Below are 12,479 nucleotides of genomic sequence, written 5' to 3'. Positions count from 1 at the left end.
AACTTCTCACTTGCGCTACTCGCCCGTAACTTGACAAGTGAACAGCATCCTCGTGATCCGGATCACAGGGTTAGGCCCCCACCTCCCTTGAGCCGCAAGGAGATCACGCGATGCTGCCCTGGAAGCGAGTGCTCAGACCCCTCGCCGCAGTGCTCCTCACCGCCGCCGTAGCCGTCGTACCGGCCGCCACGGCCAGCGCCTCCGACGACGCCGCCGCCCCCGACGCCGGCTGGAACGACTACTCCTGCAAGCCCTCCGCCGCCCACCCCCGCCCCGTCGTCCTCGTCCACGGCACCCTCGGCAACTCGGTCGACAACTGGCTCGGCCTCGCGCCCTACCTGACGAGCCGCGGATACTGCGTCTACTCCCTCGACTACGGCCAACTCCCCGGTGTCCCCTTCTTTCACGGCCTCGGCCCCATCGACAAGTCGGCCGAGCAGCTTTCGGCCTTCGTCGACAAGGTGCTCGCCGCGACCGGAGCCGCGAAAGCCGACCTGGTCGGACACTCCCAGGGCGGCATGATGCCCCGCTACTACCTGAAGTTCCTCGGCGGAGCCGGCAAGGTCGGCGCCCTCGTCGGCCTCGCCCCCGACAACCACGGCACCGACCTGGACGGCCTCACCAACCTGCTGCCGTACTTCCCCGGCGCCGAGGACCTGCTCAAGGCCACCACCCCCGGCCTCGCCGACCAGATCACCGGCTCCGCCTTCCTCACCAAGCTCAACGCGGGCGGCGACACCGTCGCCGGGGTGCGCTACACCGTCATCGCCACCCGGTACGACGAGGTGGCCACCCCCTGGCGCACCCAGTACCTGAGCGGCACCGGCGTCCGCAACGTCCTGCTCCAGGACCTGTGCGCGCTCGACCTCTCCGAACACCTCGCGATCGGCCTGTTCGACCGGATCGCCTTCCACGAGGTGGCCAACGCCCTCGACCCGGCCCACGCCACCGAGACCAGCTGCGCCTCGGCCCTCAGCTGAGCTGCCGCCGGGGCCTGTCCGGCCTGAGCCGCCGGACGGGCCCCGGAACCCTCGACGCGTGCGGGCAGCATCCCGTGGGGGCGATTCGAAGCTAGCCCCAAGAGGGCGCGAAATCGCCTGCCGAAGGCGGCTGGGGAAGATCCTTATGGTCCGCTTAAGGAACCACTCAGGCTGCGCTCAGGTAATAGCGTTCACCCATGAACGAAACGAACGGCCGGCACACGGAACGGGTCCGGCCCGCCCGCACCGGGGACGTACCGGCCGTGAAGGCGGTGACGGACGCGGCCTATCACCCCTACATCGCGCGCATCGGCGTGGTGCCCCAGCCCATGGAGGCGGACCACGCGGCGGACGTGGCCGCGGGCAGGGTGTTCGTCACCGGGGAGCCCGTCGTCGGGCTGGTGGTGATCGAGGCGTTCGCCGACCACCTCTTCGTGGACAGCATCGCCGTCCGTCCCGACGCGCACGGCACGGGCGTCGGACGTCGGCTGCTGCGCTTCGTCGACGTACACGCGCGTGCACTGGGGCTCGACGAGATCAGGCTCTACACGAACGCGATGATGTGGGAGAACCAGGAGATCTATCCGCGGTACGGCTACGAGGTCGTGGCCCGCCGGGTCGACGGTCCGTACGACCGCATCCACTACCGCAAGCGGCTGAGCTGAGGCGCCCCGGGCGTCAGCCGTCGGGCCACCAGGTGCGCGCGATGTCCTTGCGCACTTCGGGGCGTCCCGCCGGGCGCTCGTCCGCCTCTTCCCGGCTCCGGCGGGTGTCCGTCTTCTTCAGGGGCTTGTGCACGGTCACACGGCGCATGGCTGCCTCCTTCAGGCCCGCCGGTTCCCGCGGTGTCACGGGGGCAGACCCTTTCGGCGAGAGTTCCTCATCGGCGCCGGGATGTCAGTGGCGGCAGTCACGTCGGCACTGTCAGTGGCGTGTGTCACTCTCTGGGCATGACGAGCGAGAACAGCTACACGGTTGCGGTTGCCCCGGATACGGACTGGGATGCGCGCGCCGCCGCGTTCGACGACGAGCCGGACCACGGCCTGCGCGACCCCGAGGTCCGCGCCGCCTGGGCGGACCGGCTCCGCGCCTGGCTGCCCGGACAGCCCGCCGACGTCCTCGCTCGGCTGCGGAACCGGCAGCCTGTCACTCCTCGCCGCCGAGCAGGGGCACCGGGTGACGGGGGTCGACCGGTCCCCGGCGATGGTGGAGCTCGCCCGGGCCAAGCTCGCCGGGCGCACCGCGCGGATCCTGTACGGGGACGCCGTCGCCCCGCCGGTGGCACCGCGGGGCTTCGACGCGGTCCTCGTCCGGCATCTGCTGTGGGCGCTGCCGGACCCGGCCGGGGTGCTGCGGCACTGGCGTGGCCTGCTGCGTCCCGGGGGCCGGTTCGTGCTGGTCGAGGGTGTCTGGGGGGCCCTCGCCCCGGTGGGCATACCGGCCGCGCGGCTCACCGCCCACCTGGAGCCGCTCACCCGCAACGTGCGCGTGGAGCGACTGTCCGACGACTCGCTGCTGTGGGGCAGGGACGTCGAGGACGAGCGGTACGCGGTGGTGGCCACCGTGTGACCGCGCCACGGGCAGCGGGGCGCCTCAGGCGAGCAGCTCGGCGAAGCCGCCGGAGCGGGCCAGCGCCTCCAGCGTGTCGAGCGCGGCCACCGCGGCGGCCGCGGCCTGCGGGTCCCGCTGGGCGAGGCCGCTCCCGGCGAACTCGTCCTCGTCCAGCCGCCGCACGTCCCGGCCGTCCGCGGAGCGCCACAGGTCCAGGTCGAGGTCCTCCACGACCAGCTCCGGGCCGGTTCGCGTGGCGGGCCGCGTGATGTCGCAGTACCAGCCCTTGACCGAGCCGTCCGCCGCGCGCACCTCCTTCACCGAGTACCACCGGTTCCGCCAGTAGTACTCGGTGAACACGTCACCGGGCTCGAAGCGCACGAACCCGAAGTCGCGGACCCCGGATCCCGCCCAGGCGGCGCGTACGGCGATCCGGTCGCCGTCGTCCCGGAGCAGCTCCGCCGGGTAACGGATCTTCGTACGGCCCGCCTTGACCAGGACGACCTCCAACCGGTCTGCCGGCTCAGCCGAGTTCACGGACATAGCGCACCTCCTGCGCGCAGACCTCGTACCCGAGCCACCTGTTGATCGCGATCATGGGATCGTTGCCGGTGTCGTTGCCCGTGAAGGCCTCGGTGACACCGGCCGCGCGGGCCCGGTGGAGGGAATGGATCTTGGCGAGTCTGGCCAGGCCGCGGCCGCGGTGGGCGCGGGCGGTGCCCGTCATCGCCGTGGAGTAACGGCCGTCGCCGTCGGTGTAGGCCACGGTGAACGCGACCGGCCGGCCGTCGACACAGGCGGCCGTGGTCAGCTCCCGGTCCAGCAGCGGGTGGTTCCAGGTCTCCGCGAGCCAGGCGTCGTAGTCCGTGAACGCGTGGTCCACATCGCTCGGTTCGTCCTGCACCGTCTCCGCGTCCAGCTCGAACAGCGGCCGGGGATCGTCCGCGAAGTCGGCGGCCGTCCGCAGCTCGACACCGGACGGGATCTCCGGAAGCGGCGGGAGGGTGCCGTGCGCCAGGTCCAGCCGGAGGAAGTGCGCGGCACGGCCCCGCCGGTAGCCGCGCCGCTCGGCGAAGGCCCGGTTCGCCGGCTCGTCCAGCGCCCAGGCGAACAGCCGGGTGGCACCCAGGTCCGTCAGGTACTCCTCGGCCACCCGCACCAGCAGCCGGCCGGCGCCGCGGTGCGTGCGGTCCGGGCGGACATAGATGTTCAGGGCGCCCTGGCCCGGTTCGGGGCTGTCGTGGATCAGATGGACCTGTGCCGTGCCGATGATCTCGCCGTCCTCCTCCGCGACGAGCGGCCGGAAGCGGGCGCCGGGGTGCATGCGGGCGGCCGTGTGCCGGACGGACTCCGCGGTGAACAGCATGTACGGGAGAGCGCGTCGGCGGACGCGGGCGAAGCCCTCGGTGTCGGCGGGGACGTCGGGGCGCAGGGCGCGGACGAGCACTGTCATGAGGATGCACCGTACGGGCGGGGTGGCCGGGCTGCCTCTCATTTTCCGGCGCGTGCGGGACAATCGGCCTTGTGAGCCTGAAGATCCGCATCGATGACAGCGCGCCCCCGTACGAGCAGGTGCGGGCGCAGATCTCCGAACAGGCGCGGTCCGGGGCGCTCCCGGTGGGGTACCGGCTGCCGACCGTGCGGGGACTGGCCGAGTCCCTGGGGCTCGCGGTGAACACGGTGGCCAAGGCGTACCGGGCGCTGGAGGGGGACGGGGTGATCGAGACGCGGGGGCGCAACGGCACGTTCGTGGCCGCCGCCGGCTCGGCCGCGGCGCGTGAGGCCTCCTCGGCTGCGCAGGCGTACGCCGATCGGGTGCGGCGGCTCGGGCTGGACGAGGGGGCGGCGCTGGACGCGGTGCGGGACGCGCTGCGGGCGGCGTACGGGGATTAGGGGATTTGTCGACTCGCGCCGCGCAGGGCCCGGCACCGCCGGTATCCGCCGGCGTGGCCGAGCGCCGGCGTGGCCGCGCAGGCCGGGCCGGAGAGGACGTCAGCTCCGTTGCGCCGGCTCCGGGGTGCGGGTCACCGGCAGGCCCGCCCGGTGGGCGGAGCGGGCGAAGGTGATCGCGTCCTGCACCGCCGCGCCCCCGGGGTCGTTGTTGAAGTACGCGTAGACGTCCTCCCCGGCGGACCAGGTCGTCGCGATGCGGTCCACCCAGGTGTCCAGGGAGCGGCGGCCGTAGCGCGGCCAGGGCCGGGCGCGGCCCTGGTGGAAGCGGACGTAGCCCCAGTCGGTGGTGCGCCACAGCGGGGTGACCGGGCGGGCCAGGACGTCCGCCCAGCACAGGGCCGCGCCACGGGACGACAGCACCTCGCGCACCTCACCGGTCCACCAGGAGTCGTGCCGGGGCTCCACCGCGACCCTGGTACCGGGCGGGAAGCAGGCCAGGCAGGCGTCCAGCAGCGCCGGGTCGGCGCGCAGGGTGGGCGGGAACTGGAGGAGGACCGGACCCAGGCGGTCGCCGAGGCCCGCCGCGTGCGTCATCAGGCGGTGCACCGGCTCCTCGGGGTCCTTCAGCCGCTTGATGTGGGTGAGGTACCGGCTGGCCTTGACCGCGACCACGAACTCCGGCGGGACGCGCCCGCGCCAGGCGGCGAAGGTGTCGTACGACGGCAGCCGGTAGAACGCGTTGTTGATCTCCACGGTCGCGAACAGCCGGGTGTACTCCTCCAGCCACAGCCGCGTCGGCACCCCGGCCGGATAGACGAGGTCCCGCCAGTCCTTGTACTGCCACCCGGACGTGCCGACCAACAGGGTCATACCCTCATCAAAGCACTACAGGTACAGACCCGCGTCCGAGCCCTCCCGCGCGCCCGGCACCGAGGTCGGCGTCGTACCCCGGCGCAGCGCGTACAGCTCGGCCAGGGTCGCGCCCTCGCGGCCCACGCCCTGCTCGGTGCCGAGCCAGTTCACCGCCTCCGTACGGGTCAGCGGGCCCACCTCGATGCGGGCCAGACAGCGGCCGGGGCGGACCACGGCCGGGTGCAGCCGCTCCAGGTCCTCGTTGGTGGTGACGCCGACCAGGACGTTGCGGCCCTGGCCGAGCAGGCCGTCGGTCAGGTTCAGCAGCCGGGACAGGGCCTGGCCCGCGGTGTGCCGGGCCTCGCCGCGGATCAGCTCGTCGCAGTCCTCCAGGAGCAGCAGCCGCCAGCGCCCCTTGCCCGCGCCGTCGTCCTCGCCGATCGCGATGTCCATCAGGTAGCCCACGTCGGAGAAGAGCCGCTCCGGGTCCAGGACGCAGTCGACCTGGCACCAGTCCCGCCAGGACCGGGCCAGGGTGCGCAGGGCGGAGGTCTTGCCGGTGCCCGGCGGGCCGTGGAGCAGCAGCAGCCGGCCGGCGATGTCCTCGGGGGTCGTCTTCATCAGGCGGTCCATGGCCTCGGCCACCGGCGCCGTGTAGTTGGGCCGGACCTCCTCCCAGGTGCCCGCGGAGATCTGGCGGGTGGTGCGGTGCGGGCCGCGCCTGGGGGAGACGTACCAGAACCCCATCGTCACGTTCTCCGGCTGCGGTTCCGGCTCGTCGGCCGCGCCGTCCGTGGCCTGGTCGAGGATCCGCTGGGCCAGTTCGGCGCTGGTCGCGGTGACCGTGACGTCCGCGCCCCGGTTCCAGCGGGAGATCAGCAGGGTCCAGCCCTCGCCCTCGGCGAGGGTCGCGCTGCGGTCGTCGTCGCGGGCGACCCGCAGCACCCGGGCCCCCTCCGGCAGCAGGTTGGCGCCCGAGCGCAGCCGGTCGATGTTCGCCGCGTGCGAGTACGGCTGCTCGCCCGTCGCGAAGCGGCCGAGGAACAGCGCGTCGACGACGTCGGACGGCGAGTCGGAGTCGTCGACGTGGAGCCGGATCGGCAGAGCGTCGTGTGGGTTCGCAGACATGCCGCCATGATCCGGCACGGATGCCCTCCGCGCATGGCATTTCCCGCGCCGGGCAGCGCGGTTCTTCGGCCGCGGGTCCGTGACCGCCGCTCGCGCGCGCGGCGGAGCCGCACGACGGTGCACGGCCGCCCGAGTTGATGCCGCGTCAACAGATATGACATGCACATGCAATAGATGAGCGGTGAATGTTACGGGTTGATCCTGTTGAGATGACAAAAGTCTTGGCATGGACACTTCCTGTCAACGTGCGTCGTTGCTACGACAGTTGTGGCAGAGATCCTGCTAAAGGGAGGTTCCATGAGACGTTCCCGACTTACCGGATTCGTGACCTCGCTCCTCCTCGCCGCCGGCCTCGGTCTCACCGGGGCCGCCGCGGCGCAGGCGTCCTCGACGGCCGCGACCGGCGGCTATGTTGCGCTCGGCGACTCCTACTCCTCCGGGGTGGGCGCCGGCAGCTACATCAGCTCCAGCGGGAGTTGCGACCGCAGCACGAAGGCGTACCCGTACCTGTGGAACGCCGCCCACAGCCCCTCCTCGTTCGCCTTCACCGCCTGTTCCGGCGCCAGGACGGACGACGTGCTCGCGAACCAGCTCGGTCCGCTGAACTCCTCCACCTCGCTGGTGTCCATCACCATCGGCGGCAACGACGCCGGCTTCGCCGACGTGATGACCACCTGCGTGACCAGCTCCGACAGCACATGCCTGTCCCGCATCGACACCGCGAAGGCGTACGTCGCCAACACGCTCCCCGGCAAGCTGGACACCGTCTACAACACGATCAGCGCCAAAGCCCCGTCCGCCCGCGTCGTCGTCATCGGCTACCCCCGCTTCTACCTGCTCGGCCAGTCGTGCCTCGGACTCTCGGAGACCAAGCGGTCCGCGATCAACGACGCCGCCGACTACATCGACGCCGCCATCAAGGCCCGTGCCACCGCCCACGGCTTCGTCTTCGGGGACGTCCGCACCACGTTCAGCGGCCACGAGATCTGCTCCGGCAGCTCCTGGCTGCACAGCGTCAACTGGCTCGACATCGGCGAGTCGTACCACCCGACCGCGTCCGGTCAGTCCGGCGGCTACCTGCCGGTGCTCACCAACGCGGCCTGACCCGTACGGGCTCGCTCCTCAGGGTGGACTTTCCGCGCCGTCGCCCGGTGGGGCCCCTCAGGGAGAGCCCGAGGGAGAAGCGGAGGCCCCGGCCGACGGGGTCTCCGTCGTCGTCGTACACGTGACCGAGAACGGCACCGAGTTAGAGGTGGCCCGCACGGGTCCGCGCACCTCCACACCGATCTCGTTCTCGATCGTCCCGCCCTCCGCATAGGTGGTCACGGTCACCTGCTGCTGCCGTGTGCGCGGGCCGCCCGGCGGGAACGGCAGCGTCCTCCACCCCGGGTCCGACACCGACCCGTGCGCGAGCACCCACCGGTACTCCACCTGCGCCGGCAACCGCCCCACCGTGAACGCGGCGGTGAACGCGGGTGCCTGCGCGGCCGGCGGCGGACAGGACCCGGAGTACGTCGTGTGCGCGCCGGTCAGGGTCACGTGCACCGACTGCGCCGGCGCGCTGCTCGCCGAGGCGCTGCCGCGCGTGGGCGAGGGCGCTCGCGCGTCCGTGTCGGTGCTGCCGCTCGGTGTGGGGGAGTGCGCTGCGGTGCTCGCCCGGCCGGCGCTCGGGGTGCCACTGCCCTGCTTGCTCCCGTCGTCGCGGTTCAGCAGCGCGTACGTCAGCCCGGCCAGCGCCAGGACGACCGCGAGTACACCCGCGACCAGCACCGCGGCGGCGCGGCGGTCGCGCTCGGGCCGCCGGTCCGGCCCGGCGGCCGTGGTGCCCGGGTCCGGGTACCCGGTGGGCAGCGGCGCCGGCGGGGTGCCGGACGCCTCCGGCGACCGGGCCGGCACCGACGGCGGGTACGGCGACACCGCGCCGAGGGGCTCCGTGCGTGCCGTCCCGCCCGCCGCCACCAGCCGCAGCTCCCGCTCCGCCTGCTCCGCGGGCAGCCGCTCGGCGGGGTCCTTGCGCAGCAGCCCCCTGATCACGGGGGTGAGCGGCCCGGCCCACCGCGGTGGCGGCAACTCCTCGTCCACCGCGGCCCGCAGCGTGCTGAGCGGGGTGGCCTGCCGGAACGGGGAGACGCCCTCGACGGCCGCGTACAGCAGCACACCCAGCGACCACAGGTCCGACTCCGGGCCCGGCGTCCGCCCCAGCGCCCGCTCCGGCGCCAGGTATTCGGGCGAGCCGATCACCTCGCCGGTCATGGTCAGCGCCGCGCTGCCCTCCACCGTGGCGATCCCGAAGTCGGTCAGCACCACCCGGCCGTCGTTCGCGAGCAGCACGTTGGCCGGCTTCACGTCCCGGTGCAGCACCCCGGCGGCGTGCGCGGCGCGCAGCGCGGACAGCACCTCGGCGCCGATGTGCGCGGCTCGCTGCGGCGGCAGCGGCCCTTCCGCCTCCAGCTGGTCGGCGAGCGACAGCCCGCGCACCAGCTCCATCACGATCCACGGCCGGCCGCCCTCCATCGCCACGTCGTACACCGTGACCACGTTGCGGTTCGCGACCCGGGCCGCCGCCCACGCCTCCCGCTCCAGGCGCGCGTACAGCCGCTCCACCTCGGGGCCGGGCAGCCCCGCCGGCGCCCGCACCTCCTTTACCGCCACCTCGCGGTGCAGCACCTCGTCCCGGGCGCGCCACACGGTGCCCATGCCGCCCTCGCCCAGCGGGGCCAGCAGACGGTAGCGGCCCGCGATCACACGTTCCGGGCCCGGCTCCTCGGACACGGGCGCCCCCCAAGGCATCTCGCGCGAATTCTCCACAAAAGTAGCTCAGCCCAGCGCGGATGCGACCCCCTTGAGCACCAGTCCCGTGCCCAGCGCCAGCACGACCAGCGCCGACACCAGCGGCAGGGTACGGCGCACCAGGGCGGCCAGGGGGTGCGCGCCCCAGCGCGGGCGCCGTTCCATGACCCGGGCCGCCCCCGCGCCCAGCCGTACGACGGCGAACCCGGCGGCGGTGAGGGTCAGCGCGAGACCCGCCCCGTACGCCACGACGAGCAGCAGCCCGAACCACGCCTTGCCGAGCGCGGCGGCACCGACCAGGACGACCACGGCGGACGGACTGGGCACCAGGCCACCGGCGAACCCCAGCAGGATCGTGCCGCGCACGGTGGGCGCGGTCGGGTGCGTGTGGGTGTGCCCGCCATGGGTGTGGGTGTGACCCCCGTGGCTGTGGGTGTGCCCCCCATGGGTGTGCTCCCCATGGGTGTGCTCTCCATGGCCGTGCGTGTGGCTGTGGGCGTGGTCCCCATGGGTGTGCTCTCCATGGTCATGCGCGTGGGTGTGGGTGTGGTCCTCGTGGGTGTGCTCATCACCGTGGTGGTGACGAGAGGGGTGACCGGTACCGTGGCCGGCCCCCACCGCCGCCAACTCGCGCAGTTCCGCCCGCTCGTGGGGCACGACGGTCGCCCGCACGCGGTTGTGCCAGGCCCGGCGTACGAGGGTGACGCCCGCCGCCAGCACCAGCGCGCCGCTGGCGATGCCCAGCCAGGAGATCACCGCCGGTGTGGCGGCGGAGCCGGCCGTGACGAGGAGGCCCAGGGCGACCACGCCCAGGGTGTGGGTCACGGTGACCGAGGCGGCCAGCGGCAGCACGTCCCGGGGCCGGGCCCGGCCCCCGCGCGCCGCCGCCGTCGCGGCCATCAGCGTCTTGCCGTGGCCCGGGGCCAGGGCGTGCATCGCGCCCAGGGCGACCGCGATGAGCAGGGCCACGGCGGCGAAGCCGACGGTGAGGTCGCGCCGGGCCACGAGGTCGTCCAGGGCCCGGGTCCAGCGGTCGGCACCCCGGGGGAGCACCCCGGCGCCCGGAGCCGCCTGCCGCTGGGCGTCCGCCGCGAGCGCGGGGCCGCCGGGCCGCACCCGCACCGAGGCCGTGACGGTGTCGGCGGGGGAGGACAGCAGGTCCTTGGGATAGGAGGTCAGTTCATGCGAGACCGACTCCTTCGGCACGTCCGTCGCGGTGAGCGTCATCCGGTCGCCCCGCGCCGTGATCTCCCGCCAGCCGGGCCCGCCGGCGGCGCCCGCGCCGTGGAAGCCGAGGGTCACGGTGCCCGCGCGGGGCAGTGACGCGGTCAGCCGGCACTCCACGCGCAGGGTGTCGAGACCGGCCTGGCCCGGGCGCAGCCGCGCGCTGCTGCGGGCGGCCGTCAGGGTGGCCGTACGCCCGTCGACGGTGAGGGCGCTGTCGGTGGCGGCCCGCGCGCAGCGCTGCCGGGCCCACGCCTCCAGCCCCAGCCGTTCGATACCGGGCTTGGCCTGCGTCGCCGGGATCTCGGCCAGGTCCTCCACATGGTCGACGCGGAGCAGGCCCGGAGCGGCGACCAGGCCGTCGTAGCGGTTGACGGTGAAGTTGCCGAGGGGGTGCGCGCTCGCGGTGCCGGACGGGAGGAGCGCCAGGGCGCACCCGGCGAGCAGCACGTACAGCAGACGGGATTTCACCGGGCTCCCTCCAGCGCCTCGCGGGCCCGCTCGGCGCCCAGCGGGGAGAAGCCGGGATTCAGCTTGAGGGCGGCGGCGAGCGAGGCACGGCCGGCCGCCCGGTGGCCGGTGGCCAGCTCGATCATGCCGCGGTGGTAGCGGAAGGCGGCGTTGCGGTAGCCGGTGGCGGTGGCCTGGCGGGCGTAGGGCAGGGCCTCGGCGTCATGGCCGTTGACGTGCAACGCCCAGGCGAGGGCGTCGGCGGTGTGCACAGTGTGCCGGCGGGCCCATTCGGCCCGGGCCGCGCGCAGGGCGGCCCGCTTGTCGCCGTGGTCGGCGGCGGCCAGCGCGGTGTCCAGGTCGGCGTTGACGCCGTTGGCACGGGCCAGCGCGATCCACGCGTCGACCAGCGCGTACTGCTGCCGGGCCCGCGCCCGGTCGCCGGCCGCGCCCCGGGCCTCGTACAGCTCGCCCAGGGCGACCAGCGGGCCGGGCAGCGGAGCGCGGGCGACCACCGTCTCCATGTCCTTGACGGCCGCGGCGCGGTCACCGCTCGCCGCCCGCGCGCGGGCCCGGCCCTCCAGCGCCGGGAGGTAGCCGTCGTCGGCGGCCAGGGCGCGGGCGTAGTAGGTGAGCGCCGTGCGCTGGTCGCCCTGGTTCCAGGCGAGTTGACCGAGCTGGGTGGCGACGTACGCCGTGTCGCCCGGCGAGGCGGCCGCGGCCAGCGCCTGCTCCAGGACGCGGCGCGCCGTGCGCACGTCCCCGCGCAGCTCCTGCACATAGGCGTACCGGGTGAAGACCGGCACCCCCGGCCTGCGCGCGTCGGCGGTCCGCGCCGCCTTCGCCGCGTCGGCGTACCGGCCGAGTTCGACCAGGGCGTCGATCCGGGAGGACAGCGCGCGCTCGCTGTACGGGTTGCGCCGCAGGGCCGCGTCCGCGAAGGGCAGGGCGCCGTGGAAGTCGTGCCGGGCAGCCGCGAGGGCGGCCCGGCCGGCCAGGGCCTGGTCGTTGTCCGGCGCCAGCGACAGGGAGCGCCGCAGGGCCTGCTCCGCCTGCGGGTACCGGGACGGGTCGGCCGTGGTCCGCGCCTGCTCGACGTAGGCGAGGCCGAGGGTGGCCCAGCCGCCGTAGTCCTTCGGCTGGGCCCGCAGGTGCGTCTGGAGCGCGGTGATGCTCGCGTCCAGATTCCCGCCGCTCAGCATCCCGGGATCCATGGCGCCGGCGGCGACCGGCACGGACGCCGGCCCCCGGTCGGTGCCGAGCGCGATCGCGCCACCGGTCAGGGCGACCGCCAGCAGTGAGGCGGCGACGGCGAGTTGCGCGCCGCCCCGCCACAGCCGCCGGACCGCACCGACCCGCCGTACCGCGGCGACCCGCTCGTCGCCGGCGGTCTCTTCCCCGGCGGTCTCTTCCTCGGCGGTCCCGCGCTCCCCGGTGCTCCCGGGCTCGCCGGGGCCGGAAGCCGCAGGCGCCGGTGCGGCCGGCGCCGGCAGGGCCTCGCCGCTCGCGCTCGCCCTGTGCACGTCCTGCTCGTCGTCCTGCCCGCGCGGGCCCATGCCTTCTCCTCCGTCGGTCGTGTGGAAGGCGCGGCCCGCCGTGGGGGAGGGGGAA

Annotated in this window: 12 protein-coding genes and 1 pseudogene; 5 read left to right on the top strand and 8 right to left on the bottom strand. The window is 74.1% G+C overall.

Going from position 1 to position 12,479, the window contains the following annotated elements:
• Window positions 1-110 precede the first annotated feature (110 nt).
• Together S1361_RS09610 and S1361_RS09605 are read left to right on the top strand one after the other, a co-directional pair.
• Window positions 111-980: an esterase/lipase family protein gene (locus S1361_RS09610; protein ID WP_208031421.1), complete on the top strand. Its 870-nt coding sequence runs from the start codon at window positions 111-113 to the stop codon at window positions 978-980.
• A 197-nt stretch (window positions 981-1,177) separates the two neighbouring features.
• Window positions 1,178-1,645 (top strand): GNAT family N-acetyltransferase, encoded by a 468-nt coding sequence (locus S1361_RS09605; RefSeq protein ID WP_208031420.1) that lies wholly within the window; start codon window positions 1,178-1,180, stop codon window positions 1,643-1,645.
• A gap of 13 nt (window positions 1,646-1,658) precedes the next feature.
• Here S1361_RS09605 and S1361_RS39855 read toward each other — a convergent pair whose 3' ends face one another.
• Window positions 1,659-1,793 (bottom strand): hypothetical protein, encoded by a 135-nt coding sequence (locus S1361_RS39855; protein ID WP_279577605.1) that lies wholly within the window; start codon window positions 1,791-1,793, stop codon window positions 1,659-1,661.
• A 137-nt stretch (window positions 1,794-1,930) separates the two neighbouring features.
• Between S1361_RS39855 and S1361_RS09600 the strand changes: the two are divergent.
• A pseudogene (locus S1361_RS09600) lies at window positions 1,931-2,549 on the top strand (class I SAM-dependent methyltransferase).
• Between the two features lie 24 nt (window positions 2,550-2,573).
• On the opposite strand, the gene S1361_RS09595 reads toward S1361_RS09600, so the two are convergent.
• Complete coding sequence (locus S1361_RS09595; protein WP_208031419.1) at window positions 2,574-3,074, bottom strand: ribonuclease FAU-1 family protein; 501 nt, start codon at window positions 3,072-3,074, stop codon at window positions 2,574-2,576.
• Window positions 3,055-3,984: a GNAT family N-acetyltransferase gene (locus S1361_RS09590; protein ID WP_208031418.1), complete on the bottom strand. Its 930-nt coding sequence runs from the start codon at window positions 3,982-3,984 to the stop codon at window positions 3,055-3,057. Before S1361_RS09590 ends, S1361_RS09595 begins: the two co-directional genes overlap by 20 nt.
• Window positions 3,985-4,055: 71 nt before the next feature.
• On the opposite strand from S1361_RS09590, the gene S1361_RS09585 reads away from it, so the two are divergent.
• The gene (locus S1361_RS09585; protein ID WP_208031417.1) at window positions 4,056-4,424 is read left to right on the top strand and encodes a GntR family transcriptional regulator; all 369 of its coding nucleotides are present in this window, start codon (window positions 4,056-4,058) and stop codon (window positions 4,422-4,424) included.
• Between the two features lie 99 nt (window positions 4,425-4,523).
• Here the strand turns inward: S1361_RS09585 and S1361_RS09580 are convergent, their stop codons facing one another.
• Together S1361_RS09580 and S1361_RS09575 are read right to left on the bottom strand one after the other, a co-directional pair.
• Window positions 4,524-5,294 carry a DUF72 domain-containing protein gene (locus S1361_RS09580; RefSeq protein ID WP_208031416.1) on the bottom strand — a complete coding sequence of 257 codons (771 nt, stop codon included), beginning with the start codon at window positions 5,292-5,294 and terminating at the stop codon, window positions 4,524-4,526.
• A 15-nt stretch (window positions 5,295-5,309) separates the two neighbouring features.
• A complete protein-coding gene (locus S1361_RS09575) occupies window positions 5,310-6,404 on the bottom strand; it encodes a DUF5925 domain-containing protein (RefSeq protein ID WP_208031415.1) in 1,095 nt (364 codons plus the stop codon).
• 297 nt (window positions 6,405-6,701) lie between these two features.
• Between S1361_RS09575 and S1361_RS09570 the strand changes: the two genes are divergently transcribed.
• The gene (locus tag S1361_RS09570) at window positions 6,702-7,508 is read left to right on the top strand and encodes an SGNH/GDSL hydrolase family protein (protein ID WP_208031414.1); all 807 of its coding nucleotides are present in this window, start codon (window positions 6,702-6,704) and stop codon (window positions 7,506-7,508) included.
• A 57-nt stretch (window positions 7,509-7,565) separates the two neighbouring features.
• Here the strand turns inward: S1361_RS09570 and S1361_RS09565 are convergent, their stop codons facing one another.
• The 3 genes from S1361_RS09565 to S1361_RS09555 are packed head-to-tail and all read right to left on the bottom strand — an operon-like array spanning window position 7,566 to window position 12,424.
• Complete coding sequence (locus tag S1361_RS09565) at window positions 7,566-9,194, bottom strand: serine/threonine-protein kinase (protein ID WP_208031413.1); 1,629 nt, start codon at window positions 9,192-9,194, stop codon at window positions 7,566-7,568.
• 27 nt (window positions 9,195-9,221) lie between these two features.
• On the bottom strand, window positions 9,222-10,889 hold the full coding sequence (locus S1361_RS09560) for a sulfite exporter TauE/SafE family protein (protein ID WP_208031412.1): 1,668 nt from the start codon (window positions 10,887-10,889) through the stop codon (window positions 9,222-9,224).
• Window positions 10,886-12,424, bottom strand: a complete 1,539-nt coding sequence (locus S1361_RS09555) for a tetratricopeptide repeat protein (protein WP_243769131.1) — start codon at window positions 12,422-12,424, stop codon at window positions 10,886-10,888. Before S1361_RS09555 ends, S1361_RS09560 begins: the two co-directional genes overlap by 4 nt.
• Between the last annotated feature and the right edge of the window lie 55 nt (window positions 12,425-12,479).

The organism is Streptomyces cyanogenus (assembly GCF_017526105.1).
Taxonomy (GTDB): domain Bacteria; phylum Actinomycetota; class Actinomycetes; order Streptomycetales; family Streptomycetaceae; genus Streptomyces; species Streptomyces cyanogenus.
This window is presented reverse-complemented; position numbering and strand designations above follow the sequence as displayed.